The sequence below is a fragment of the Paenibacillus sp. VT-400 genome (genome assembly GCF_001029205.1).
GTDB classification, from domain to species: Bacteria; Bacillota; Bacilli; order Paenibacillales; family Paenibacillaceae; genus Paenibacillus; species Paenibacillus amylolyticus.
In genome coordinates this window covers 620,869-647,164 of record NZ_LELF01000047.1, presented here as the reverse complement: position 1 = coordinate 647,164, position 26,296 = coordinate 620,869, and the positions used below count along the sequence as shown (strand labels likewise).

Here is a 26,296-nt window from a genome sequence, read left to right as displayed (position 1 = left end):
AAATAGCGCCGGCCCGGGGAATCCTTGGGGCCTGACGCTATTGATGTCCGCGTTTTTAACGATGTGTTGGATTAGTTATTTCGGTTGAATAACCATGCTGTTGAATGAATCGGCTTCCAGCTCCATGTGTAGGGTTTGTCCTTCTTCAAGGGTTAGATACAGGTCACGACGGTCCTGGAATGGATTGTTGATGACAATCACGAGACTGTTATCCGGGTTGCGGAAAGCAACGGATTTCCCGCTCCATGCGCCAGACAGGCCGACTCTTCGAGCACCAGAAACAATATGATGAGCGAAGTGTTTCATCACATAATACTCGGGGTTCCGAGTAACCTCCTTATTGTCCGGATCTACGGTGATCATGGAGTTTTGCTCCCAGCCCCATGTGCTGCGGCCTTTGGGTTCCAGAACCATGTTCCAGTAGATGTACGCGTTCACTCCGTTGCTGAAGTAGTGCTGATAGAGATTATATACATACTTGGCGTAGTTCCATGAGTTGTTGCCATCACCGCATTCGTTCTCGGTTTGCATATAACGCAGCTCCGGATAACTCGCCGCGGTACGTTGAATGGCATTTTTACCTGCCCATTGATACCCAACACCCTTGATATAGGAATAGGCCTTTGGATCACTCAGGACAAGCCCGGCGTACTCATCGAAGTCGTTTGTTTTCTTTTTGATTAATTCTTCCCATGGATCAGGGGCGTTGATCGTTCCGAGCCAGATTTCCGTATCCAGACCGTGTTTGTCAAAAGCCGGGCCCAGATAATCGGCGATAAACTCACGAAGCTGCTCGCCTGTCCACATGCAAGAAGGGAATTTCTGATCTGCAATCACTTCGTTCTGCACATGCACCTGATGGATCGTAATGCCTGCGTCACGGTAAGCCTGTACAAATTTTACAAAATACAGGGCGTAGGCCTCCAGAATATCTTTCTCCCAGCGCAGTGTCCCATAGTTATAGGCTTTGGGCGACTTCATCCACGTTGGCGGACTCCATGGCGAGGCGAAGAATTGCAGGTTCGGGTTATATGTCAGAGCTTCCTTGATGTAAGGAATCAGATATTTGAAATCACGTTTGATCGAGAAATGTTCCATGGCCACGTCGCCGTCCACCTCGTTGTGGCTGTACCACTGCTCTGCATAATCACTTGCGCCGATCGGCAGGCGACAGATGTTAAACTTGTGCTCACCCTCTGGATGGAAGAGAGAGTGAAATACCTCATGGCGCTGCTCTTCATTTAAGTGGGACAGAGCCATATAACCAAGCTCGTTGAAACATCCGCCAAACCCTTCCACAAGTTGGTGCTGTTCACCCGTCAGTTTTAAGTTAGCGCTTTCATTAGTCGGCACAAAAGATAGCTCTCTCCACGGGCTGTCTTGGGTTGTGGAATAACCAGTGAGCGTGAATGTCATGTGAATTTCCTCCTCGCTTGAACCTCAGTTGTCATATATATTACGTTCAGTATAACAATTCCCACGGCAAAAGAAGATATGCTAAACCGTGTGAAATTTACCCTAATCCAAGATGGAGTATCACGAATTCGTATTCGCATAGACAGATCGTATGCTGTATTTGCTTGTGATCGGCGATGTCCATATACCATTATCCAATGTCTTAACACAACTGTCATAACACAACAAAATCCCCGCTGATTATTCAGACGGGGACTTTCGCTATGTTTTTCTTAAGGCTGTACACTCTCACCAAGCTGTTTATTTTCAAAAATCAGAATCGTTTTGCTGCTTCCGATGTAACCAACAGAGGTATTGAATTGCTCCGAGATGAAGCGAACCGGTACAAAAGCTTTACCATTTTTCATCAGAAGAGGAGCATCATTGATCGCAAGCGTGTCATTCACGACAACTTGTTTGTTGCCCACGCTCCAGCGGATAGTCTTGTCATTCTGTGTGATCACTGCTTCGCGCGTACCGCTGTTCCAGTTCACACGGGCATTTAACTGCTCCGAGACAAAACGCAGAGGCACATAGGTCCGCCCTTCATCGATAAAAGGTGCAGCATCCAGTGCGTAAGCACGATCTCCGACATAGGCGGTGGTAGACCCTTCAATCAGACGCTGGAAGCTGCCCTGCGGCGTTCGTTTCTGCTCCCGCACATTCATCCGGTTCAGAAGTTGCATCGTATGACTGCCACTCACAACATCCAGATAATTGTTCTGCACTGTGAGTCCGGCAGGCTCAACCTCTGAGACAGACGTCTGAATACCGGAGGATAACGAGGTAGACGCCGAGATATCCTGTATAACATTTGTCGCTGACTGATCACGGGTAAACGTAAAACCTGCGATCGGTGTCAGATCCCACACCCGGTTGTTGGATAATTTCAACACGTCCAGGCTGGAAAGCTGCCGTAAAGGTTCCAGATCATAGATCTGATTGGACTCTGCATTCAGCTCTGTCAGCCCAGTCAGTTCCTCAAGCCCCTTGAGATGCTGTACTTGGTTACCAGAGATATCAAGTGTCCGAAGGCGTGTCATATGCTCCAGTGGTGTCAGATCCGTGATTTGATTACCTGCCACATTCAGATTCCGCAGTGTATTTGGCAATTCAGCCAGTACGTCCAGCGTCTGAACCTGGTTGTTTGCTACATTGAGTTGTTGGAGCCGGGTTTTACCCATGAGCGGTGTCAGATCGTTAATCGTATTGTTCGAGATCTCAAGCCACTTCAGTGCATCCGCATCCGAGAGGGCCGCAAGACTGGCAATCTGGTTACCGCTGGCGTGGAACGTATGTAATCGGTTGAACCCACGTACAACCTCTATGGAAGAAATGGAATTGTTGCTGATATACAGCCGTCCCAAGTCTTTTAATTCAGTAAGTGCGTCTATGGATGTAATGTAATTATTGCGAACATCGATCTCGCGAAGCTGGGTTAGGTGCGCCAGCGGTGTGAGATCCTCAATCTCATTCCCATATAATCGGAGGTGAGTCAGATTGGTTGCATATTCGAGACCGGACAGGCTGTGAATACCTGTATTGCTCAGATCTACCACCTCAAGCTGCTCCAGATCCGTTGAAGTTAATGGCATATCCAGAGGTTTGTTCAGGATTAACTTCAGTCCGTCCTCCAAAGCGGGATCTTCAATGATTCCCTCGCCCAAGTCCGTAGTTGTGTAAGCCAAGGCTTGCCCCGATGCCCCGAGACTCAGGATGAATACTAGAAATAATAGCGTCATTCTTCTCATTGCATGCATTCCCTCCGATTTTTAGAATTATAAAATAATCCGAACAGATTGAGTTAGTTAAGTATAGTATCTACACGATAACAGCGACCGAAAGGTTGTTCTGCCCACGGGAGTGTTCAGTGTGAATTGAAGAGTTTAACATATGCAGGTTCGGCTCAAAGCACATCTATAGTTATTAACCCGTCAACGGGAAAAAGGAACAAGGAATTTCGTAATGGGCATTTCTCTACTTCTATTCTATATGAAACAAACCCTGCTCTGCACTCTTCAGAGACATGTTTATCAAAAAAAATAAAACATCTCCCGCAGACCCTATTCAACCCACCCTTGAAACGGGTAAAGATGAAGTAAAGATGCCATTTTGGAGGGGAAGATGTGAGTATGCGCCAAGCCATGATCATTAGTAATCCATCGTCAGGTAAGGAAGAGGCCGAGCAGTATGTGTCCCAAGTCAGAGGAATTCTGGAGTCACAGCAGTATGAGGTGGTGGTTAATGAGACGGCCGGGGAAGGTGATGCCACCAACTACTGTCTGAGCGCCTGCAAAGACGGCTGTGATCTGGTCATCTCCATTGGAGGCGACGGTACACTGCATGAGACGATTAACGGCATGATGGATCAGGATCATCGTCCCCGATTAGGCGTTATACCGCTAGGTACGGTGAATGATTTTGCGCGTGCGCTGAATATCTCGCTTGACCCGGAAGAAGCCATTAGGCAGCTACGTTCGAATCAGACCCATATCGTGGATCTGGGGAAAATCAATGATCGCCTGTTTGCCAACGTTGTGGCTGCGGGTTCTTTGGCAGAAGCTCTGTTCTCCGTATCCTCGGAAGAAAAGTCGAAGTTGGGATCATTCGCATATCTGAAAGAAGGCTTGAAAGACCTGGTGAATACACCAGCCAATCATCTAACCATCGAATATGACGGACAGATCTGGGAGGGGGAATCGCCACTTTTTCTGGCGGCGCTTACCAACTCGGTTGGAGGATTCGAGAAGTTGTCCCCGGATGCAGAGGTGGACGATGGTCTGATACATTGTTTTGTTGTTCGTAATATCAGTGTGTTCAACAGTCTGACCCTGGGCACCTCCCTGTTATTTGGTAGTCTGAAAGACCATAAGGACGTGGACTATTTTACAGCCAAAGAAGTTCATGTTCGCTCAGACGAAGCCATTCGCACCAATGTAGATGGGGAAGAAGGTCCTGCCCTGCCGATTCACATCCGAGTCCTGCCAAGGCATATTGAGGTTATCATACCGGAAGAAGTATAGTTCATTCTTTTGGATCTATAGGCTGGAATGAAGAACCTATCATTTCTCCATATGAATGTAGGATAAAGCTATTGAAACCGATTGCAGATATATGTCACAATCAAAGGTAAGATACACGATAATATTCGAATATGGAGGGAAAACATCTTGAGAACCATTAAATTGGGCAGCAGTGCACTAGAAGTACCTGTAGTCGCGGTGGGCTGCATGCGGATTAATTCACTAGACGGTAAGGAAGCCGAACATTTTGTTCGTTCTGCAATGGAGGTTGGCGCAAATTTCTTTGACCATGCCGACATTTATGGTACAGGAACATGTGAGGAGATCTTCGCCGAAGCAGTACAGATGAATCCCCAAGTTCGTGAAAATATGATTCTTCAATCCAAATGCGGTATCCGCAAAGGCATGTTTGATTTCTCCAAAGAGCACATCCTGAATTCGGTGGATGGTATCCTGCAACGTCTGAAAACGGAATATCTTGACGTTCTGCTGCTGCATCGCCCTGATGCATTGGTTGAGCCGGAGGAAGTGGCTGAAGCCTTTGATCAACTGGAGAGCGAAGGTAAAGTGCGTCACTTCGGGGTATCCAACCAGAATCCGAACCAGATCGAATTGTTGAAAAAATACGTGAAACAGCCACTGGTAGCCAACCAGTTGCAGATGAGTATTACCAATACCACGATGATTGACAGTGGCATTAATGTGAACATGGAGAACGATGCCGCGGTTAACCGTGACGGTAGCATTCTTGATTACTGTCGTCTGCATGATATCACTATTCAGCCGTGGTCCCCGTTCCAGTACGGATTCTTCGAAGGTGTATTCCTGGGTAGCGACAAGTTCCCGGAATTGAATGCAAAGATTGACGAGATTGCTGCGAAGTATGACGTGAGCAATACAACGATTGCAATCGCATGGTTGCTTCGTCACCCTGCGCAGATGCAACCTGTGACAGGCACGATGAACATTGAACGTCTGCAAGACTGTGTAAAAGCAGGAGATGTTCATCTCACTCGTCCAGAGTGGTATGAAATTTACCGTGCGGCAGGTAATATACTGCCTTAAATCCAAGTTATAGTGAGTATACTGACTGCTGAGTCAGTTGAGAGCACGAGCCCGTAGATGGCTCGTGTTTTTTGTCTAATTTCAGGTTTGATGCCAGACGTGTTTCCGATATAAAATAAGGATAGGATTGTCTGTTTTATAAAAGGATTAAAATGGTTTTAATACAAATTAGTTGAAATTATTATATTGACCGATACTTTCTAATTACATATAATTACTTTTGCATACCGATAATCCCGTTTATGTTTTTTATTTTGGAGGGTGGTGTTCGTTTGGAGTCGACAACCACGATACGCGATCACTTGGAAAGTTATCTGAAGCGTGAACAGATGTCCATTAGTCATTTTTCGGAAACGTCAGGGATTAATTCGGGTACGCTCAGCAATATTTTGAATAAAAATCGGCCTATTGCCATGCAGCAGTTGGATCGCATTACTTCCGCCATGAGACTGGAAGAAGGTTACTTCTATGAGTTATACATAGACGAGTGTTTTGTACACGCGACCCCGGACTGGCGAAGACTGGGACCCTTCCTTCATCGCTGTGCCGAGTTGGACAAGTTGGACTGTATTGAAGAGGTTATTCGTCTGATGATGGATAATCTATCCTATATTCCTTTGTTATTTGATGTGGCTGAAGAGTTCTACCAAGCGGGTAAATTCAAACCAGCCATCCTTCTATATGAAAACATCGCCGAGAGTGAGAAAATGCAACATTCCGAGCGGCTTGCACTCTGTCAGTATCGACTGTTCAGGTTGGGGCTAACCAATGATCAGCACCGAAATCTGATTATTGCATCTCGGTTCGAATATTATGTGGATCGGCTGGATGAACGCTACCAGTTGGATGCGCTTAACGAACTGATTAATGCTTTTGGAGCATTGCATAGATGGGACAAGGTTCAGGAGTTATCTGAAAAATTGAAAATAAAAGCGTCCATCCATTATGAGATGAATGGCCGAAGGAAACAAGAAGAGACCAAAAGACCAATTGTTTTCTATATTCTATACTCCGATCTAGCTGCAGGAAGTGCCTGTTATCAATTAAAGGACTACACTGAGGCACTTAAATATGTTTCTTTATATTCGGATAATCGCTGGGTGAGGAACCCGGATAAAGATGAAATCGTAGTTATGAATCAGTTTCAAGAATGGGCTGAAGCTAATCGATATATATATCATTTAATGGGTGGACAGTTTGAGGTATTACCAGATTACCTGGCGTATATCTCGACGAAGGAAAATGAGATATTCCCAGCGCTTTGTGATATTGTAACGGCGGCTAATCGCTATGATAAGGATATTGATCATGTTCTCAAACAGTATGAATCCTACTTCACTTATCAGGAACAGAGTAACCGAATTGGTAAAGTAAGCAGACAAGTTACGGATGATCGATATTTACGACTTTTAGCAGATTTGGGTGCATATTATTTAAAGAAAGACGAGTATCATTTAGGTATAGAATTTGTGCTAGATAGTTTAAAATTTTCTATTGAAATTAGCAGTGGACGAGGTATGCTTAGAGGTGTCGGACTGTTTGAGCAATACCGGGAATTTGCATCTGAGACGGCGAAACAGCAATACAAAATGATAATTAGTGAGGTGCAGAAACTCAATGAAGAGAAAGTTGGCTTTGCTGATAGCTACCTGTAGTATCGTTGTATTCATCGTAGCTCCTGCTACGGAACCTGTCCCAGGCAAGGAAAGCCCGAATCCCGAAAGCCCGAACCCCGAAATTATGAGACCCGCTGATCATGGATTTGGAACTTAATAAAAGTAAAGAACGCTTCTGAATTCATTTCAGAAGCGTTCTTTTTTTGTGTATCAAAGTGGAAGAATAAGTATGTCGTATCTCACATGCGCTTATGATTGGCATAATACACTAAAATATGACAAAAAGGAGGGGTACTATGGATCGCCTGGATTTGATATCACGGATCGAAGATGCCAGACAGTTGTTATATCGCATGCATATGGAATACGGTAGTCTGCTTCATCCGGAAGTGATCCAGCAATCCGTAGTCCTGGACGGGCTTATTAATCAATACAACAGAGCAAAGGTAGGAAAGGCGATGAATTAAGTTCGCCTATTTACATTTGCGTCTTTGTATACTATAGTTAGTTACATGAGTAACTAACCGACTAACTGACCAATGAATACGTATGAAAGTTGGAAGCACATGAAATCGACTTTGGATGAATCTCAGCCTATTTTTCATCAGATTGCTACGATGATTATGGACGATATTGTGGAGGGCAGATTGAAGGTGGAAGAACAGGTTCCCTCAACCAATGAACTGTCACGCTTCTACAATATCAATCCGGCTACAGCCCGCAAAGGACTGCAGGAACTCGTGGACAAGGGGATTATATACAAACAGCGAGGTGTTGGAATGTTTGTTGCAAAGGGAGCAAGAGAAGCATTGCTCGTTGAACGGAAGCAAGATTTTTATGAAGAATACATCAAGCCTTTACTTGAAGAAGCCAGACGGATTCACATGAATGAAGACATGATCATTGATCTGATTCGTGGCAAGAAGGATAAGGAGAGTGAGTTATGATTCATATGGAGCAGGTCAACTACAGCTACCAGAAGACGCCCGTTCTGAACCAGGTTACGCTACATGAGAGTGAGCCAATCATTAGTGCAATCTGGGGAAGAAATGGAGCGGGTAAAACAACCATGATGAGTTTACTTGCAGGGCATAACCGCCCGGACAGTGGAACCGTTCAGATCATGGGTCAAGACCCCTATAATAATCTGGCTGCCCAAGAGCATCTGTGTTACATCCAGGAGAATCATCCCCTGGGGAAAAACTGGACAGTTAGTGATATGGTTCAAATGGGACAATATTTTCATCCGCAGTGGAATCAGGATTTGGCGGAACGTTTAATCGATGTGTTCGAACTACCGGCGAAGAAAAAGATCGTTAAATTTTCGAAAGGCATGAAGACTGCTGCCCAGATTATATTGGGTCTTGCCAGTAATGCAAAGATAACCATTCTGGATGAACCTACCAATGGACTCGATGCTGAGAAGCGTAAATTCTTCTATAATGCGCTACTGGAAAGTTATGAAGATAACCCGCGTCTGATTCTCATATCCAGTCATCATATTGAGGAGATTCAGCCTTTGTGTGAGTCCCTTATCGTTTTGCAAGCCGGAGAGGTGTTGTTAAATCAATCGATGGAAGAGATGCGCGAAAAAGGAGTTCTTCTAACAGGGGGAATAGATGATATCAACCGAGTCACAGCAGGTGTTAAAGTTATAGAGTCTTCCCAGATGGGATCGACTGTGAAAGTCATGATTGATGAGCCCTACTCGAAAATGTGGAAGGATATCGCTCATTCACAGGGGCTATCCATTGAGAAAGCGACATTACAAGATTATTTGGTTAACAGGACCCGTAATCAAGAGGGGGTTAAACCATGAACGCAGTAAAAGGTACGAACCGACTGATTCGCGATGATATGCGTTTGTTTCTGAGCATATTTTCATCCATCGCTCTAATGCTCGCCGTTGTATATTTGGCCATTGGCTTCATATTTGATGTCTCGTATGCTACGCAACTGTTTGGTCCCATGTACGGAGGGATATGTGCGTTTGCCATCGGGGGAATGATTACACTGTTTCCGGTTGCGATTGGTATGGGCAGTACACGAATTCAATTCATGAAATCCTTCTATATGAATTCGGTATGGATGGTTGCAGGCACCATGATCATTCTGCATGTGGCGTACTTCCTCTTACACCTGCTTCAGGAAAAAGGAATTGTTGACGTAACCCTTTATCAACCGGGCATGTTGTATTCAAGCGAATATCATTTCTTATCCTACCTGTGGATCGATCTGATGTGCGGCTTTCTTGTACTGGGAATCTCTGTCTTCCCAACGGTTTGTTGGATGCGCTTGGGGATGCGTAACTTCTTCATTATGTTCTTTGGGGTAGGCCTAATGATCACTCTGATCGTTGTCTTCGCAGATCTTGGGGAGTGGATGAAGTGGTTTGCGAATGTGAATATGATGACACTGTTCACCGTTCTGGGATGTATTGGTGGTGCGCTACTTCTATCTACGTACCCGATGATGAAGAATGCGCCGCTTACCATGAAAACCAAAAAAGACTGACAGGAAACAGTTATAAAGGAACTGGGCAAGGAATCTAAGCGAAATCTCCGAAATTAGAAAACACGAGTGCGAACACGCCTCGTGTTTTTTGTATCATCCTAAATCATTGGATTTACCTATTCAACAATCTTTATACGTAATTCCAAATGAAGGTGCATCCCTTAAGCTTGAGCCTGCGGTTTGAATCCTTCGTCTTTGAGGTACTCGCCGGCTTCGCTACGTGACTCAAAAGCCATATCCAGATTATCACCGGAATATACATACCACATGTCATCTTCGTATTTTAAAGTCAGCGTATGTCCATCTTCATCGATCCACGTTCCGCCACCCGTAGAGGTTGTAGACAATACAGGAGCAGTAGCTTTTACTTGTTCTGGCTCTTCGAATTCAACTGCGTTGGGATTGTGAGACATCGCTTGGATTGTTTCATCTAACAATGTGCGCAGATCTGCTTCGGAGTAATCACGAATATTGACGAATCCTTTAGCATCGGTCTCACAGTTAGGCAGTAGCCCTGCATAGATATAACCGTTTCCGTTAGGATGAATATGGAGAGCAACAATTTTTTTATCATACGCACTATCCTCGTAGTGGAAATTAACTCGACCGAGAGAAACATCTTTGCGTTGCAGTTGGGGATACGATTGTAGCACTTCTAGCTTTTGTTCCACGTTAAGCATAATTGCCTCCTGTAAATGTTCAATAGAGGTGATTATAACATGCCCTCCTGTTAATTTCCCGATAAAATGTTTCTCCCCAGTTCTTTTAGGTGTTCCATAACTTGCAGATAGGGATATGGCCCGTAACTTACACGTGCTACACCCAGTGTGGCAAGCTGTTTTGGTGAAGGCTCAGGAGACGTAACCATGACGTTAATTGGCAGCGGTGAACGCTCACACAATTCCTGAATCAGTTGGTGATCCTGCAAACCGGGTACAAACAGACCACTGGCTCCTGCATCTGCATAATGGCTCGAACGTATAAGTGCTTCCTCCAGGAGAGAGTGGTTATGGTGTTCAGGTGCATGTTGTAGAAAAATATCTGTGCGGGCGTTAATGAACAACGGGATGCCTGCCTGCTGCGCAGCTTCCCGGGCGGCGGACAATCTCGGGCATTGCTCCTCCACAGTGTACAATCCCAAGCCAGCGGGAAGTTGATCTTCAATGTTGATTCCTACAGCACCATGATCGATGACTTGCAGGATATTTTGCTTCACTTCTGACACAGACCTCCCATACCCTCCCTCTATATCGATCGTTACAGGCAGATCCACGCTCGCTGTAATCCGTGCGAGATTGGCAAGCACCAGATGGAATGGCATGGCTTCACCATCGCGTTCACCGTGGGCCGCAGCAACGGACCAGCTTCCGGTAGCAATGGCCGTTGCTCCAGCGGATTGGATGGCTTGTGCGCTTCCGGCATCCCACACATTGACCAGAACAAGTGGTTTTCCTTTCACATGGTATTGTTGGAACAACGCTGCTTTTTCTTCTAAGGTACTCATATTATGTTGACTCTCCTTTGTTATATCATGCATTCCTTTGGACATTTGATACGTACTTCATTACTTCATTCTGTTTTTCAGCTACCCTGTTTTTGTTTCTCATGAGTCAAAAGCCAGTTTTTGCGAGTTAATCCCCCGCCATATCCACCCAGTTCACCACTGGCATTGATTACACGGTGACATGGAATCACAATCGCAAGCTGATTGGCCCCATTCGCTTGTGCCACAGCTCGGCAAGCAGTCGGTTTTCCCAGTGCATTTGCAATCTCTTGATATGACCTCGTTTCACCAGCCGGAATGGCCAGCAACTCGTCCCACACACGCTTTTGGAATGGTGTTCCTAAACAGAACAACGGTGTGTCGAATGCTGTCCGAATACCTTGAAAGTACTCGTTTAGTTCACGCTCAATGGACTGGATGGGAGCTGTAGTGCCGGGTACAATCGCTGATTTGGTTCGTTTGCGCAGACGCTCAACTTCGCGCTCCAGACCTCTGCGGTCCACAAATTCCAGTAAATATAGCGACTCCTCATCTGCGATGGCCATCATCGGGCCGAGGCGGGTGTCAATCCAGGACGCTTTTAGGATATGTCCTTCATCGACTTGTGTAGGGGCAGCACCCATGATCCGTGAAAAGGCATCGCGGAAGCCGCTGCTTGATTCATATCCGGTAGATAATTGGCTATCAATCACGGTGCGGCCGGAGCGAATATTTTTCAGGGCAAGTCCCATGCGGCGAGCGCGAGCATATTCTACAAAGGTCATGCCGAACCGCTTCTTGAATTGTCGGCGAGCAGTGGATTCGTCGATGGAGAGGGCCTTGAAATCCTGTTCTTTCCAGCGTTTCTCCGGATTTTTCTCCACAGCTTCCACTAATATGCGAACGACATCGGATACTTGGTTAGGGTGAGAAAGTGGACGACAGCGCTGGCAAGGGCGATAAGAGGCCAGAAGTGCCTGTTGAGCCGTCTCATAGAATTCGCAGTTTTCGAATTTTGGCTTTCGCGCAGGGCATGTGGGACGACAGAACACACCTGTGGTTCGGACTCCAACATAGAATAAACCCTCGTATTCCGAATCCTTGGCTACAAGCGCCTCGTAATATTGTTCCTTCAGATCAGCAGAAATCATGGGGGCACGTCCTTACTCATTAGAATCTTTATCTATACCTATTATAGAAAAACGTTGCAGCAAGCATCGCCGAAAATCAGGCATGAATATTGGATAAATTGAATCTGATATAACATTGAAATTCGGTTGTTCAGAATTTGTTTAGAGTGAACTGGTAGTATAGACCTATCAGGGTATGGTGACTTAGGCAAAGATACCTATATAGTGAAAAAGCGAGTTATTGATCATTCATTGTTATAGGAAAAATACATAGGTAAACATGAAATTAAAGATTAGCGGAATGAAAGTCTGGAGGTCGACTAGAATGAAATATTCCACGTACAAAAGTATTTATGAATCCGCTTATACCAAAACGTCCGAGTCTCGCACCATGTATGTTAAAGGTCAATTCATGCAGCGTGTGAAGACGCCAGCCTGGCTAATGAAGATCGTCACTATAACTCTAATTATAATCATAGGGTGTAGTGCTGTATTCACTGCATTTGCCGGGGATGAGCAATTGTTGTCGGGGGACCAGATCGTTGTATCTCAGGGAGATACACTGTGGGGCATTTCATTGGTACATAAACCTCAGCAGATGGACACTCGTGTGTATGTAGAAGCAATCAAGAAAGTGAACAAAATTGAGCATAACGCTATTCAGATTGGACAAGTGTTGGTCTTGCCTGGGTTTGATCGATAAAATAATACGTGTATGAAGTCATGAACAGAGTTCTTTTTTTAATCATCGAGGTGCAGTTACATACTGAATTTATTAATCATTTACATATAATGGAGCTTCATGTGGGACGATATGGTGTAGTGATTAATAAGTGGCGTGTTGGATATACGTGCCGAAGATGAATGAAGGGAGAATTAGATGATGAAAATAAATATAAAGAAATCTGCACTTTGCATGTCTGTGCTCTGTATTTCGCTATTCGTCAGTGCCTGTGGTGCCAAGAACAATAATGAATCGGTTCAGGAGCACGCCTATCCGCAATCGAAGCAACCCGTAGAGGAAGCTGGAGAAAACTCTGTACCGAATGCGGATGCGAAGAATAACAATAGCCAAGGCAGTGCCAGTGGTGATGAGGGCAAGCCTACAGCTCAATCGGAATCAACTGAACCGTCTGAGCAGATTGATATCGTCATTGACCAGTCGGAGAAACCGAGCGAGGGTAACAGCTTTGATTTTGGAATTAAACAGGTTCCGAAGGGGTATACACTAACGGAGATGCGGTGGACGTCTAACACGGTGACGATTGTGAATTCACTACAGGAAGCCATTGAACATGGTGGAAATGGTGAAGAGGGTTTTTACTTTAGCGGCAATGGACAGTTCTCTGGCTTTATCTATTCGGATGAGATGAAGGGCGAGCGGGGCAAAGCGACATTTGTGTTCACAAACGATGAGGGGAACGAAATCATGTCCGAAAAAGAAATTACGTTGAAGTAGCGCAGGCATATCATGAAGGGTCCGTCTAGAGCCTGTTGAACAGGAAAAGCAGCCACTTGGGCTGCTTTTTTTGACATACATAATTACAAGCTCGCCGATCTATCTGTTGCTACATAAAGTCAAAGAAATAACGGACCACGTGGAACATAACCGGAGAGGTATAGGTCAGGCTGTCGACCCGGCTCAGGTAGCTTTTTTTGAGCGAATCGAACTTGTTGTCATCTCCAATTAACAGATCGCGCTTCAGTACAGACACCGTCAGACTACCGAAGAATCCAGCCAAACTGATCAACACCCCGATGAACAGCGAGAATTTCCAATCAAATGGCGTCAGGTAGGGATGGATCAAATAAGACGTTGCTGTCGTTACAATAAACGCACACGCAAACCCTTCCCAGGTGACAAATGGATTGGCGGTAGGCACCACTTTTCGTTTGCCCAGATAGAGAGAGACCAGATAGTGCACCACATCATTAAGCTGTGTTAGCACGACCAAGAACAGCACCAGCTTGGAGCCGTACTCCGGTGAGGCAAATGGGAAATAGGCCAAGTGGCTCAGTCCAAACACCATCAGCATTAGTCCCCATTGTGTGGAGCTGACACTGCGCAGGAAACCGACCGTACCTTTGTTAATCAGACGTGGCAGGGGCAGCACTAGGAACACATATAGGGGAATAAACACGATAAACATGCCATACCATCCAATGTAGATCCAGTAGAACTGAACCGGAATCGCCAGATACGCCCATAGGAACAGCCTGCGGTCGGCTTTGCGTGTACTGCGAATCATGGAGAAGTATTCTTTGAGTGAGAAGAATGCAAGCACCATGAGGGAGATGAGGGACACGATGGGGTTAAAAAGGGTGGCGAGGCAGAAGATCACAAACATACCCCACCAGGTTTTGATTTTTTGGCCGATGCCTGAATAGTCTTTGCTTGGCTGAAGCTTTGCAATAATTTTGTACACGATATGTATCACAAGTAAAGCTGTGAAGATTAACGTTAGTGTAAAGAGTGAACTGCTCACGTACCGATCACCTGCTTATTCAAAGTAAGATTCCATTGTAGGGTACCTATGTTATTATGAAGGAATAGTGCCAACTTGATAAGGGGAAATTTTGCTATGACAGATGAACGCTCCATCTATATCTTGCTTACGAATACAGGAACGCTGTTTACCAAGGTTATTCAGAGCTATACCCGAGCGCCATATAATCACGCATCGATCTCATTTGACCGGGAGTTAGCCGAACTGTACAGCTTCGGCCGCAAGCATCCGAGCAATCCGCTGAATGGTGGGTTTGTGAAGGAGAATATTCAGACAGGTACATACAGCAAGTATCCCAATACCACATGTGTCATATACAAGCTTCAGGTGACGGATCGTGAAGTGGAAAAGATGAAACGTGTGCTGCACATTTTCATCCGCAGTCGCCAGAAATATATGTACAATCTGCTCGGCGTGATTGGCATTACGCTCAAGGAACCGGTAGAGTTCAGCAACTCCTACTTCTGCTCCCAATTTGTAGCTGAAATTCTACAGCGTTCGGGAATCAAACTGTGGAACAAGCTGCCAGCACTGGTGACACCGGATGATTTTCGCCAGAGTGAACGATTGCAACTGGTTTATGAAGGGAAATTAAGCGAGTATACGCTGGGGAATGCAGAGCAAGAGTAAGATAGTGCGCGTGCTGATGCTTGCGAAGCAAATCCAATCATGAAATAGCCTGCTGCCACGAATGACGAGGCAACAGGCTGTTTGTGTACTTCATATGGATGATGGTGAGGATGAGGATCGGTCAAAATCAACCTCTTCAAGGAATTCGATCACTTCACCATTTGGACTGTGGACGAGCGCATTTCTAACCCGAAGTGCAGGTTCGCCAAGCGATATCCAATCCGGTTCAACGTAGGCCTTGGCTCCATGGGCGAGCGCTCGCTGATAGATATCTTCTACATCGTGCACGTAAAAGGCGAAATGTAACAGTGCGCCGTGCCGGACCGCTTCAGGAGAGGTGGCAGGTTCACCCTCGGCGGGAATGAAGGCTTTTGGATCAAATACCTCAATACATGTGCGCTGATCCGGAGAGATCAGCATACATGCCTCGGTAATGTGAAAGGAAGGCAAACTCCAGGAGTGACCGACCTTGAATCCCAATACTTTTGTATAAAACGCCAGAGTATCTTCGTAATTACGAGCCTGAATGGCTACATGTGCAAGTCCAATAACACTCACATTACATCGCTCCTTCTTCAGATTGTATTCTAAAGTATAGGGTTGATATCGCATTGGAACCATACAATATCAAAGGATATAATGAGATGAAATCTAACTATTTTTAGCTAATTCATTAGAAAAACCTTATTAAATAAGTCGACGACTCGGAGGTCTTACAAATGGAACACATGATAGATGAAATCGATCAGCAGATTATGCGCTTGCTGCAACATCATGCACGTATCCCCGTTGCACAGATAAGCAAAGAAATTAACATGTCCCAACCTTCGGTTAAGGAAAGAATTCTGAAACTGGAGGAGAGAGGTGTAATAACGGGATATTCAACCATCTATAATCTGGCCCAGTTAAACCGTGGAACCACGACGTTTATTTTACTCAAAACAGAGCATTGCGACGAGTTGGTTCAGTTCTGTGAACAGGCTATCGAAGTCACGGACGTTTATCGGATTAGCGGTGAGTATAACTACCTGATCAAGGTACAGACGGCGTCCATTGAAGAACTTGCCGAATTTCAGGATTCACTGGTGAAGCTGGGTCCCTCCAAATCCCATATCAGCATGAAAAATATTATGGAAAACCGTGTTCTCCTTTAAGATATGAGAGAGACTAGAGAGAAGACATTTGTTCTGGCACCGGATTCGTTCAAAGAAAGTATGACAGCGAAAGAAGTATGTATTGCGATGGAAAAAGGTTTGCGTAAAATATATCCGACGGCAGGCTATATTCATGTACCTATGGCAGATGGTGGGGAAGGTACGGTTCAGTCCCTTGTGGATGCTTCCGGCGGTGTCCTTCACCAGCACGAGGTGAGCGGACCATTGGGTCAGACAGTCACTGCACAGTATGGCATTCTGGGTGGCGGAACAACGGCGGCCATCGAGATGGCGTCGGCCAGCGGCATCCACTTGGTTACCAAGGACACCCGGGACCCGCTCCGGACGACAACCTATGGAACAGGCGAGTTGATTCGCGCATGTCTGGACCTTGGCATACGCAAGATCATCATTGGCATTGGTGGTAGCGCGACCAACGACGGTGGGGCTGGCATGGCTGAAGCACTTGGTGCGAAGTTTCTGGATGCACAGGGTCAGCCGCTTGCGCGTGGGGGCGGGGCTTTGGATCAACTGGCTCGGATTGATGTATCTGGTCTGGATGAGCGTTTGCAAGAAGTGGAGTTCATTGTGGCCTGTGATGTGACCAATCCCCTATGTGGGGAGCATGGCGCATCAAGGGTGTTTGGACCACAAAAAGGGGCAACTCCAGAGATAGTTGAACAGCTGGACGCGAATCTGTCCCATTATGCAGATGTGGTGAAACAGCAACTTCATAAAGATATCCGAGATGAACAAGGAGCCGGAGCGGCTGGTGGATTGGGCGCGGGACTCTTGATTTTTACACAGGCTGTATTACGTAAAGGGATTGAGATTGTCATTGAATATACTGAGTTGCGTGAAAAGTTGATTGCTGCGGATGTGGTATTTACGGGTGAAGGCGGCATCGACTTCCAAACGAAATTTGGCAAGACCCCCTATGGTGTTGCTCGGGCAGCCAAGGAAGCAGGTAAACCTGTGATTGCCCTTGCAGGCTATGTGGGCGAAGGGAGCAACACCCTCTACGCAGAAGGCATCGATGCCATATTTGGTATTGTGCCTGGGGCAGCAGATCTGGATCGACTATTGCGAGAAGGCCCGGAGAATGTGGAACGTACCACCGAGAATATTGCCAGGGTGCTGAAGCTGGGGTTACTTTCTTAGGTCAGTGCCCATCCGGATCGTATAGGGTCGGATTGGAATGTGATGTGACAAAGACGGGATACGGATATGCCTGATATCAGGTGATCTGTCTCTCGTCTTTTTTGCTGTGAAGTTCCATTGTATAGTTGTCGTTCAGGTCGCTTCATTCGCGTTATTTTTACCCTTGATGGCACAATGAAGAAATTGCACATACAGTTACGTATCTGATGGCCAATATGTTCACGACGGGCAGCACATTGTATGTGGATGGCGGGTACACCTTGATTTAAGGGCTGGAGTTATATAGGTCCCAAAGAACACTTTTTTTAAAATAAAATGATGAATTTTGGCGAAAAAAATTGAGATCTATCCTGTTTTTGCACTACAGGATGGATCTTTTTCCTTTTATTTGCTCTTTTTGTTTAGATTCTGTTTATCGCAGTGCACTACAATAGGCCTTACGTATCAGATGGATTGAATTTATATGTAAAAAACATGAGATAGGGAGGATCAAGTACATGAATTATAGGAAAATAATTAGTTTGGTGCTCATTATGGTGTTAATAGCTCCGTGGTTGGCACCAGCAGGGAAGGTTAGTGCAGGTGGCTCATATCCTGTACCAGGAAATGATGGGAAAATCACAGTCAAGCTTACTGATGATAATAACATAGAGGTGCGTTGGAGCAATGCTGACTCTGATTCCACTGCAACTTATGAGCTAAAATACCAAGTCTTCGTTTCCAATACTTCTAATCTGAATAACATGACAGAGATCAGGGACAATCTAGAGTATGGAGATGAGGATTGGGTGTTGGGTTCAGCATCTCAAGACGGTACGTTCTCCAAAAAAATTCTAGGTTTAGATACCAGCCAGACGCTCTATTATAATGTGATGGTTGTGGATCGATATGATTTAGAAGCCGCCTATCAGATGAAATCGTTCAACCCAAGCACACAGCTGAGCCCGTTGGAGCAATTCAACGATATTATACAAACGAAGGATCAGAATTCACAAATAGATCTCAAACCTGAACTAATTGAGTTACTTGGCAATAAAAATTTCATAGCCGATCCTGATTTCAAATTGTTGTCTGAGGAGGATCAGGAGGACATCATAGAATATTTATTGCGTATAGATCCACCGACTAGTGAAGGGTATGAGGATAAGGAGCAAGTTCAATATATGGTGCAATTGGCTCTGCAAGCACTTGAACTTCCTCGCAAAATCGGGGGATCAGACTCCAGAAAAATACTCGATGAATTTTATAATAAAAAAGCTGAAAGAAAACAAAATTTCAATGATATGGAAGAAAATAGTGATTATTATAAATGGATTAACTTTTATTTCGATTCATCCGAGGTAGAAAAGCGTATGACCGCATTTTATTATGAGCATAAATTCAGAAAAAATCCTGATATTTTAGATATACTGGATTATACGGAGCAGGCTTGGGATCGTACTCCTTTTATAAACAAGGTAGAGACGTCAGAAGACATGTTGGTAATGATGGAAAGGATGTCATCCATTCAAGAGGGGATCGAGTCATACAATTCCGAAGATGATGTGGAAAATCCACTTGGAAGCTTCCCTATAAACATTAGTAAATGGGAGGATCTTACCTCCGAAGAGCAAGAACAATTGGCAGACCATATGCTTAGTGAGAGACCCCTTGGTGGATATGCAAGTTTTGAAGAAATTCAGACTGCATTTAATAAATTTTTCCCTGATGATAATGAAAGCGATCCATTGAGTGTCTTAAATACTGCAAAAACTAATGGTGATGTAGCGGATATGCGAATGGCTATGGAAGATCCTGATCTGGGTATTACTTTACCTAACGGATACGGTGCCTTGTCTTTACAGGTTAGAGATTTCATTGCGGGATTCTTGATTGAATATGTAAATAAAGATTACAAAAACAAAGAACAGGTCCAATATATGATTGAACTTGGTGTATTGGCACAATCTGTTTGGGAGCAGAGGGAACTCAGTGTTCTTAGGAATAAACTGGATCTGCTCGCTCAGCAATTAGTAAATGGACCTAATCACTTTAATGACCAACAGACATATGTGTTACGCAGCCTTGGACAACAACATTTGGAACGTAGCAAAGTAGATAAAGGTGTACTGGCATTCAATTACTTGCATCTAGTTGCATTCGAAAGATTGGAAGGAATGTCTAAAGGGGATATTGTTGATCCTGATATTGTCCTGAATCTCCTCTCTATGCCTATCGATTCATTTGAGCAAGCTACTTCTATACCGCGAATGGATCAATGGCTTGATAAAGCAATGAAAGATCAGATTAAAGGTGAAGCATTCTTCAGCAAATACAAATTTAATCTTAGAGGCGCTCTTGATTTATCCAAAAGGGCAGAACTTAGTCCTGAAGGCCAGAAGGAATTGGCTGAATGGGTCCTAAATGAACAAGACAGTTACGAGGATGTTGGGAATCTACAATATGTATTTAACCGATTCTTTACGGCTCCTGATGTGAAGGGCAATGACATCAATAACACCCTAACGGGCTTGGACAGCACGATGGAGATTTCCTTTGACAATAAGCTGCACTGGATTGATGTTGCCTTCATTCAAAAAATGGACCTTAGCGGCAACAAAACGGTATGGGTTCGTTACAAAGCAATCAGCGATGAACTGCCAGGCCGCGCCGTGAAGTTTGTCTTTACACAGAATGGTGATAGCAGCACAGATAATGGCAATACTCCAACGCCTAACCCGGGTGGAAACACAGGTGGTGGTGGCGGATCATCTACGACTACGCCAGTAACCTCTACACCTGCACCAACAACGAAACAAGAGCAGATCGTGGTTGACGTTAATGGAACAAACGGCACCAACTTGACCAAAACACCAATCACCCGTACAACCGAAACCAACGGCACGATCAAAGATCTGGTGAAAATGACCGAAGCCATTGCCAAGGAATCGGTGGAAAAAGCGAAACAATTGAATATGAACACCGCACGCATTGTTATTCCAGATAGCAAAGATTCCGTGTCCGAGACACGCATTGAACTGCCTAAAGCAGCGGTAAAAGAACTGAATGATGGCTCGCTCAAACTGGAGATTTCCACTGAAAATGTAGTGATTTCCGTTCCGACGAATTCCATCGCCGGATTTGAACAAGACTTGTACTTCCGCGTTGTACCTTTGAAAAAGGAATCGGAGCGCAAAGAAGTGGAAGAACGTGCGAAGAAAGAGCAACTCATTAAACAAATAGCTCCGAACACCAATGTTCGCGTACTGGCTCGTCCCGTTGAGATCGAAACGAATATGCAGAGCCAAGAAGTGACACTCACATTGCCACTGCGTGACAGTCTGCCAACCGATCCGGCTGCTCGTCAGCAAGCATTGGACAACCTGGCGATCTATATCGAACACAGTGACGGCACAAAAGAATTGATTCAAGGCAAACTGGTGCAACTCGCGGATAACAGCGAAGGCATAGAATTTACCGTAACGAAATTCAGTACGTTCACCCTCGTTGTAGTGGATGGACTGAAAGCTTCACAAAGTACACATCAACCGTACATCCAAGGTTTTGGTGCAGATTTCCGCCCAGATGCAATCGTAACACGTGCACAAATGGCGGCCATGCTGGCTCGCAATCTTCCAACTGAAGCGGCAGCAGGTTCCGTGAGTAGCGTGAGCTACAAGGATGTATCTGCGACACACTGGGCAACAAGTGAAATTCAAAAAGCGCAATCCGCTGGCATCATGAACGGCATGAGCAACACCCAATTTGTACCGGAAGGTTCGATCACCCGTGCACAGATGGCGACGATTGCTTATCGCTGGATGCAGCAACAAGCGAGTAATACAACAGTGAATGGTCCAGCAGTTTCCTTCACAGATGTATCCGCAGACCTGTGGGCAGTAGATGCGATTGCATACGTGCAATCTGCTGGCCTGATGGTTGGTTACAACGATGGTACATTCAAACCAGACAGCAAGCTGACGCGTGCTGAAGCTGTGAAAGTGCTGAACGTGCTGTTCAACCGCACACCACTAACTGGCGAAGTTACACCAACGTTCAGTGATGTACCAGCAACGCACTGGGCATATGCTGATATCGAAGCCGCAGCGCAAAAGTAATATTATCAAAGTAGATAAAGAAGGCCATCCTTGGGGGTGGCCTTTTGCAGTTTAACGAACTTGAATACAATCCAATGAATGTATTAGACAGAAACTTTGCTGTAACGAATCCTAAAGATTAACATACTCACTCACTTTCGCTTTCGCATTCCTCGTAAAATTCTACATGCTGAGAAGAAATACATAGGTCTATAGATTAAAATAATTACAGAAAAATGCAAGAAAAGATGAATTTCATAGGGGGATTGTTGAAAAATCACGAAAAAAATACGGAATTTTAATGTTTTTTCGCGATTTTACGCCAATTGTTCAGAATCCGTTCAGACCAAAGTACTAGAATGAAAAGTATAAATGATTCGAGCTGGGAGGCTCAAGGAGGAAATAATGAAAACATATGCGAGGAAAATAATCAGTGCGGTACTGGTGTTGCTGATGTTAATCCAAGTTGTCGCTGTAGTACCTGTTCAAGCGAATCCGATGACACCTTTGGAGAAGTTAAATTATGCAATCAGCGAGGGATCTGTTAGCGAAATACAGGAGGTACTGGAAGGGAACCTGATTGTGACTTTGCCACTTGGTTACTCTGGGTTGTCTGTACCAGAGAAAGAAGCGATAGCAAGATTGGTGGCTACTTTGCCAAAAGGGGAAGCGTATTCTAGTGAGGAACAATTAGAATATACTTTTAACTTGGCATATCAAGGCATGATTTTAATCAGTAATACGGACTTGTTTGCTATACAATTTCAAATGGATCTGGTCTACAATCTGTTGAGCCAGTCTAAAAACTACTTCACCAATGACACCACAGAAATGATGCATAAATCGGGTATGAAGTATGAAGAAATGAGCGGTGTTGATCGACAACTAATTTCTCATTTTATCCAAATGACCTTAATTTCATTTCATGGTAGTCAGGGATCAACTGAGTTAGACAACGCATTTTTCCAAGTGATATTTGGGATAACCGGGTATCCTGAAATCAATAAAGCAAAAGGCGTGGAATTGATGTTAGAGACGTTGGGCTTTAACCAGTTCTTTAAAGGGTCCATTGATGAGTTTATCAATGATAACCCTGAATCTGGTGCAGTAGCCTATCCATTAGACTTTGATAAATTGCAATCTATTCACAATGATTCGGAGAGAATGACAGAACTGGCTAATTGGATGATTGGAAAAATGCCGCAAGGTGGCTTTGTTTCAGTAGAAGATATCCAGAAAAGTTTCGATCAGTTCTTTAATTTGGCAGCACCGTTAGTAACCGTAGATGATGCTGTCAATGTCATTGTTGGTGCGGATGATACTATGGAATACACTCAGAACAATGGCGAGAACTGGTTTGATTACAGCTCCACGAACCCACCCCAATTTGAAGGGAATACAACGGTATGGGTTCGTGTTAAGGCAAACGGAAGTAATACTGCAAGCCTCTATAAGATCTTGACCTTTACTCAGAATATAGAAACAGACTCACTTGAGCTATTGAATCTAGCTAAGAGTAATGAAGATGTAAAAGGTGTGCTTGCCGCAATCCAAGGTTCCGCGTTGGGACTGGAACTGCCTGTAGATTTCAGTGATTGGAGCAACGACGAGAAAGAATCTGTAGCTGTATTTGTCACTTTAATGAATGGGGCAAAAGGATATGTGAGTAAAGAACAAGTGCAATATGTACTTGATATGGCTGTAGAACCACGAAACCTCTTTAATAAACCTGCACTGACTGATGTTGAGGAGAATATCAATGCTTATTTTTCCAAATTATTAAATTTACCTGAAGTTTTCAGCATAAACCTCGACCCAAGTATTCAATCACTATATAAAGTAGGGAAAATGTATGAAAATTTGTCTGTTGTAGATAAACAAATTTTTGCATACCGCATGAAATTTTACTCAATGCGTGATGAGATTCCTTCATATCAGAACAGAGATCAACTTTCTACGTCGTTATCTACTTATAATGCAATCAATGATGTAACTACTCAAACCAAGATGTATAATGCTTTGGTACGTCTTCGTTTAGTACAGAAGGAATCAACACAGTATAACAATCTCCCTAGTACTATCAAATATATGGTAGAGTTTCCGCTTAACATGGACAAAGTGGATAGCATAGATTATGCGACATATAGAAAACTTGCCCAATGGATGATTGATAAGCGTCCAGTTGGTGGTTATGAAAACTATAAAAACATCCAAAAAACTTTTGATCAGTTCTTTAATCCAGCAGATCCTTTGAGAGTTATCAACGAAGCGAGAGCTACGAAGAATACTGATGCTATCCTGGGAGCAATTACTCAACCGGAATGGTTGGATCTTCCGGCTGGCTTTGACACTCTCCAACCTGAGGAGAAGAAAGCCATAGCTAATGTGGTAATGACCTTTTTACCGAGTGACTATACCTATAATCTTAAGAAACAAGTGCAATATGCTGTAGAAATTGGGTATAAAGGCATCCAGACGATCAAACAAACAGACAAGATTCTTTTCCAACAGCATTTGAATGAGTTCTATTCCCTTTTTGTTGAGTCAACAGAGTACTTTGAATATCCAGGGATGGAAATGTTTAAAGAGTTAGGTCAAAAATATTTAAATGCATCCAATGTGGATAAAGAGTTGCTTGCTTATACTGCAAAACGTCTGTTTCAGGGTTCGGATCTTTCAATCGAACAGGTTTACGGTGCATCATTAATGTTAGTCATGAATTATTCCTACATTAATGATGCTATAGACGTTAGCGAGATGAAGAAAGCCATGCTGATGCTATACAGCTTCCAGCAATCTACTGAGATGATGGAGCCTTTCGAACCATTCCTACTTAAGTTGAATGCTATGAAGGATCTAGTAGAAGATGATACTGGAATGGGAAAACTGGCTCAATGGATGCTTGATCGCAAGCCTGCTAACGGATACAGCAGTATTAGCGAAGTGCAGACAGCATTCGATCGTTTCTTTGATCAGATCATTATTATTACGCCTACACCAACACCAACACCAACACCAACACCATCAACTGGCGGTGGAAGTGGAGGAGGATCTTCACCAGTAACGTCTACACCTGCACCAACAACGAAACAAGAGCAGATCGTGGTTGATGTTAATGGAACGAACGGAACCAACTTGACCAAAACGCCGATCACACGTACAACCGAAACCAACGGCACGATCAAAGATCTTGTGAAAATGACCGAAGCCATTGCCAAGGAATCGGTGGAAAAAGCGAAACAATTGAATATGAACACCGCACGCATTGTTATTCCAGACACTAAAGATTCCGTGTCCGAGACACGTATTGAACTTCCTAAAGCAGCGGTAAAAAAACTAAATGATGGTTCACTCAAGTTGGAGATTTCCACTGAAAATGTAGTGATTTCCGTTCCGACGAATTCCATCGCCGGATTCGATCAAGACTTATACTTCCACGTTGTACCTTTGAAAAAAGAATCAGAGCGCAAAGAAGTCGAAGAACGTGCGAAGAAAGAGCAATTGATTCAACAAGTTGCTCCGAATACGAATGTTCGTGTACTGGCTCGTCCGGTAGAGATCGACACGAATATGCAGAGCCGCGAAGTGACACTCACGCTGCCACTGCGTGACAGTCTGCCAACTGATCCGACTGCGCGTCAGCAAGCATTGGACAACCTGGCGATCTATATCGAACACAGTGACGGCACAAAAGAATTGATTCAAGGCAAATTGGTGCAACTCGCGGATAACAGCGAAGGCATCGAATTTACCGTAACAAAATTCAGTACGTTCACCCTCATTGTAGTGGATGGACTGAAAGCTTCACAAAGTACACATCAACCGTACATCCAAGGATTTGGTGCGGATTTCCGCCCAGATGCATTCGTAACACGTGCACAAATGGCAGCCATGCTGGCTCGCAATCTTCCAACTGAAGCGGCAGCAGGTTCCGTGAATAGCGTGAGCTACAAGGATGTATCTGCAACACACTGGGCAACAAGTGAGATTCAAAAAGCGCAATCCGCTGGCATCATGAACGGCATGAGTAACACCCAATTTGCACCGGAAGGCTCGATCACCCGTGCACAGATGGCAACGATTGCGTATCGCTGGACGCAGCAACAAGCGAGTGCAACAACCGTGAATGGTCCAGCAGTTTCCTTCACAGATGTATCCGCAGACCTGTGGGCAGCAGATGCGATTGCATACGTGCAATCGGCTGGCCTGATGGTTGGATACAACGATGGTACATTCAAACCGGATAGTAAGCTGACGCGTGCTGAAGCGGTGAAAGTGTTGAACGTGCTGTTCAACCGGACACCCCTAACTGGCGCAGTTACGCTAACGTTCAGTGATGTACCAGCAACACACTGGGCATATGCAGATATCGAAGCCGCAGCGCAAAAGTAATATTTTTAAAAGAAAAAAGGGGTCATTAACGCAGTAACATATGGAAAAGAGAACCCCTAATGACGGATAGGATATGACGATACAATTGAT

Annotated in this window: 21 protein-coding genes; 14 read left to right on the top strand and 7 right to left on the bottom strand. The window is 44.6% G+C overall.

Features of this window, described 5'->3' with window-relative positions:
- Positions 1–75 precede the first annotated feature (75 nt).
- Together EL84_RS05235 and EL84_RS05230 are read right to left on the bottom strand one after the other, a co-directional pair.
- Entirely contained in the window at positions 76–1,416 is a 1,341-nt protein-coding gene (locus EL84_RS05235; RefSeq protein WP_047840946.1) for a glycoside hydrolase family 30 protein, read from the bottom strand.
- Between the two features lie 272 nt (positions 1,417–1,688).
- The gene (locus tag EL84_RS05230; RefSeq protein WP_053061391.1) at positions 1,689–3,206 is read right to left on the bottom strand and encodes a leucine-rich repeat domain-containing protein; all 1,518 of its coding nucleotides are present in this window, start codon (positions 3,204–3,206) and stop codon (positions 1,689–1,691) included.
- 381 nt (positions 3,207–3,587) lie between these two features.
- On the opposite strand from EL84_RS05230, the gene EL84_RS05225 reads away from it, so the two are divergent.
- The 7 genes from EL84_RS05225 to EL84_RS05200 all read left to right on the top strand — a co-directional run bounded on the left by EL84_RS05225 (position 3,588) and on the right by EL84_RS05200 (position 9,673).
- Positions 3,588–4,478: a diacylglycerol/lipid kinase family protein gene (locus tag EL84_RS05225; protein ID WP_047840944.1), complete on the top strand. Its 891-nt coding sequence runs from the start codon at positions 3,588–3,590 to the stop codon at positions 4,476–4,478.
- Between the two features lie 147 nt (positions 4,479–4,625).
- Entirely contained in the window at positions 4,626–5,543 is a 918-nt protein-coding gene (locus tag EL84_RS05220) for an aldo/keto reductase (protein ID WP_047840943.1), read from the top strand.
- 272 nt (positions 5,544–5,815) lie between these two features.
- Entirely contained in the window at positions 5,816–7,198 is a 1,383-nt protein-coding gene (locus EL84_RS05215) for a hypothetical protein (protein WP_047840942.1), read from the top strand.
- 257 nt (positions 7,199–7,455) lie between these two features.
- Positions 7,456–7,626: an aspartyl-phosphate phosphatase Spo0E family protein gene (locus EL84_RS31180; RefSeq protein ID WP_017691550.1), complete on the top strand. Its 171-nt coding sequence runs from the start codon at positions 7,456–7,458 to the stop codon at positions 7,624–7,626.
- 99 nt (positions 7,627–7,725) lie between these two features.
- The gene (locus EL84_RS05210) at positions 7,726–8,106 is read left to right on the top strand and encodes a GntR family transcriptional regulator (RefSeq protein ID WP_036611682.1); all 381 of its coding nucleotides are present in this window, start codon (positions 7,726–7,728) and stop codon (positions 8,104–8,106) included.
- On the top strand, positions 8,103–8,978 hold the full coding sequence (locus EL84_RS05205) for an ABC transporter ATP-binding protein (protein ID WP_047840941.1): 876 nt from the start codon (positions 8,103–8,105) through the stop codon (positions 8,976–8,978). Before EL84_RS05210 ends, EL84_RS05205 begins: the two co-directional genes overlap by 4 nt.
- Positions 8,975–9,673, top strand: coding sequence for a hypothetical protein (locus EL84_RS05200; protein WP_036611676.1), 699 nt, complete (start codon positions 8,975–8,977; stop codon positions 9,671–9,673). The genes EL84_RS05205 and EL84_RS05200 overlap by 4 nt, the downstream gene beginning before the upstream one ends.
- Before the next feature lie 161 nt (positions 9,674–9,834).
- On the opposite strand, the gene EL84_RS05195 is transcribed toward EL84_RS05200, so the two are convergent.
- The 3 genes from EL84_RS05195 to EL84_RS05185 form a co-directional block, all read right to left on the bottom strand.
- Complete coding sequence (locus EL84_RS05195) at positions 9,835–10,353, bottom strand: hypothetical protein (protein WP_036611674.1); 519 nt, start codon at positions 10,351–10,353, stop codon at positions 9,835–9,837.
- Between the two features lie 50 nt (positions 10,354–10,403).
- On the bottom strand, positions 10,404–11,177 hold the full coding sequence (locus EL84_RS05190) for an isocitrate lyase/PEP mutase family protein (protein ID WP_036611671.1): 774 nt from the start codon (positions 11,175–11,177) through the stop codon (positions 10,404–10,406).
- Positions 11,178–11,254: 77 nt separating this feature from the next.
- Complete coding sequence (locus EL84_RS05185; RefSeq protein ID WP_036611668.1) at positions 11,255–12,307, bottom strand: bifunctional transcriptional activator/DNA repair enzyme AdaA; 1,053 nt, start codon at positions 12,305–12,307, stop codon at positions 11,255–11,257.
- A 304-nt stretch (positions 12,308–12,611) separates the two neighbouring features.
- On the opposite strand from EL84_RS05185, the gene EL84_RS05180 reads away from it, so the two are divergent.
- Both EL84_RS05180 and EL84_RS05175 read left to right on the top strand, forming a co-directional pair.
- Positions 12,612–12,989, top strand: coding sequence for a LysM peptidoglycan-binding domain-containing protein (locus EL84_RS05180; RefSeq protein ID WP_047840940.1), 378 nt, complete (start codon positions 12,612–12,614; stop codon positions 12,987–12,989).
- A gap of 177 nt (positions 12,990–13,166) precedes the next feature.
- On the top strand, positions 13,167–13,745 hold the full coding sequence (locus EL84_RS05175; protein ID WP_161799406.1) for a hypothetical protein: 579 nt from the start codon (positions 13,167–13,169) through the stop codon (positions 13,743–13,745).
- A gap of 109 nt (positions 13,746–13,854) precedes the next feature.
- Here EL84_RS05175 and EL84_RS05170 read toward each other — a convergent pair whose 3' ends face one another.
- Complete coding sequence (locus tag EL84_RS05170) at positions 13,855–14,772, bottom strand: phosphatidate cytidylyltransferase (RefSeq protein ID WP_036611662.1); 918 nt, start codon at positions 14,770–14,772, stop codon at positions 13,855–13,857.
- Positions 14,773–14,868: 96 nt separating this feature from the next.
- Here EL84_RS05170 and EL84_RS05165 point away from each other — a divergent pair, with 96 nt between their 5' ends.
- A complete protein-coding gene (locus EL84_RS05165; protein WP_047840939.1) occupies positions 14,869–15,423 on the top strand; it encodes a hypothetical protein in 555 nt (184 codons plus the stop codon).
- A 90-nt stretch (positions 15,424–15,513) separates the two neighbouring features.
- Here EL84_RS05165 and EL84_RS05160 read toward each other — a convergent pair whose 3' ends face one another.
- Positions 15,514–15,981, bottom strand: a complete 468-nt coding sequence (locus EL84_RS05160) for a VOC family protein (protein ID WP_047840938.1) — start codon at positions 15,979–15,981, stop codon at positions 15,514–15,516.
- A 161-nt stretch (positions 15,982–16,142) separates the two neighbouring features.
- Here EL84_RS05160 and EL84_RS05155 point away from each other — a divergent pair, with 161 nt between their 5' ends.
- The 4 genes from EL84_RS05155 (at position 16,143) to EL84_RS30715 (ending at position 26,206) form a co-directional block, all read left to right on the top strand.
- Positions 16,143–16,577, top strand: coding sequence for an Lrp/AsnC family transcriptional regulator (locus EL84_RS05155; RefSeq protein ID WP_036671743.1), 435 nt, complete (start codon positions 16,143–16,145; stop codon positions 16,575–16,577).
- Between the two features lie 3 nt (positions 16,578–16,580).
- On the top strand, positions 16,581–17,738 hold the full coding sequence (locus tag EL84_RS05150) for a glycerate kinase (RefSeq protein WP_047840937.1): 1,158 nt from the start codon (positions 16,581–16,583) through the stop codon (positions 17,736–17,738).
- A 497-nt stretch (positions 17,739–18,235) separates the two neighbouring features.
- Complete coding sequence (locus tag EL84_RS30720) at positions 18,236–21,835, top strand: S-layer homology domain-containing protein (protein WP_053061390.1); 3,600 nt, start codon at positions 18,236–18,238, stop codon at positions 21,833–21,835.
- Between the two features lie 384 nt (positions 21,836–22,219).
- On the top strand, positions 22,220–26,206 hold the full coding sequence (locus tag EL84_RS30715) for a DUF4073 domain-containing protein (RefSeq protein WP_053061389.1): 3,987 nt from the start codon (positions 22,220–22,222) through the stop codon (positions 26,204–26,206).
- The last annotated feature ends 90 nt before the right edge of the window (positions 26,207–26,296 follow it).

Bases quoted from the DNA above. Each gene is read 5' to 3' on its own strand.
- EL84_RS05200 (WP_036611676.1), top strand. From the start codon at position 8,975: ATGAACGCAGTAAAAGGTACGAACCGACTGATTCGCGATGATATGCGT.
- EL84_RS05225 (WP_047840944.1), top strand. From the start codon at position 3,588: ATGCGCCAAGCCATGATCATTAGTAATCCATCGTCAGGTAAGGAAGAG.
- EL84_RS05210 (WP_036611682.1), top strand. From the start codon at position 7,726: ATGAAATCGACTTTGGATGAATCTCAGCCTATTTTTCATCAGATTGCT.
- EL84_RS05180 (WP_047840940.1), top strand. From the start codon at position 12,612: ATGAAATATTCCACGTACAAAAGTATTTATGAATCCGCTTATACCAAA.
- EL84_RS05175 (WP_161799406.1), top strand. From the start codon at position 13,167: ATGATGAAAATAAATATAAAGAAATCTGCACTTTGCATGTCTGTGCTC.
- EL84_RS05205 (WP_047840941.1), top strand. From the start codon at position 8,103: ATGATTCATATGGAGCAGGTCAACTACAGCTACCAGAAGACGCCCGTT.
- EL84_RS05155 (WP_036671743.1), top strand. From the start codon at position 16,143: ATGGAACACATGATAGATGAAATCGATCAGCAGATTATGCGCTTGCTG.
- EL84_RS05195 (WP_036611674.1), bottom strand. From the start codon at position 10,353: ATGCTTAACGTGGAACAAAAGCTAGAAGTGCTACAATCGTATCCCCAA.
- EL84_RS30715 (WP_053061389.1), top strand. From the start codon at position 22,220: ATGAAAACATATGCGAGGAAAATAATCAGTGCGGTACTGGTGTTGCTG.
- EL84_RS05230 (WP_053061391.1), bottom strand. From the start codon at position 3,206: ATGAGAAGAATGACGCTATTATTTCTAGTATTCATCCTGAGTCTCGGG.
- EL84_RS05190 (WP_036611671.1), bottom strand. From the start codon at position 11,177: ATGAGTACCTTAGAAGAAAAAGCAGCGTTGTTCCAACAATACCATGTG.
- EL84_RS05235 (WP_047840946.1), bottom strand. From the start codon at position 1,416: ATGACATTCACGCTCACTGGTTATTCCACAACCCAAGACAGCCCGTGG.
- EL84_RS05165 (WP_047840939.1), top strand. From the start codon at position 14,869: ATGACAGATGAACGCTCCATCTATATCTTGCTTACGAATACAGGAACG.
- EL84_RS05150 (WP_047840937.1), top strand. From the start codon at position 16,581: ATGAGAGAGACTAGAGAGAAGACATTTGTTCTGGCACCGGATTCGTTC.
- EL84_RS31180 (WP_017691550.1), top strand. From the start codon at position 7,456: ATGGATCGCCTGGATTTGATATCACGGATCGAAGATGCCAGACAGTTG.
- EL84_RS30720 (WP_053061390.1), top strand. From the start codon at position 18,236: ATGAATTATAGGAAAATAATTAGTTTGGTGCTCATTATGGTGTTAATA.
- EL84_RS05185 (WP_036611668.1), bottom strand. From the start codon at position 12,307: ATGATTTCTGCTGATCTGAAGGAACAATATTACGAGGCGCTTGTAGCC.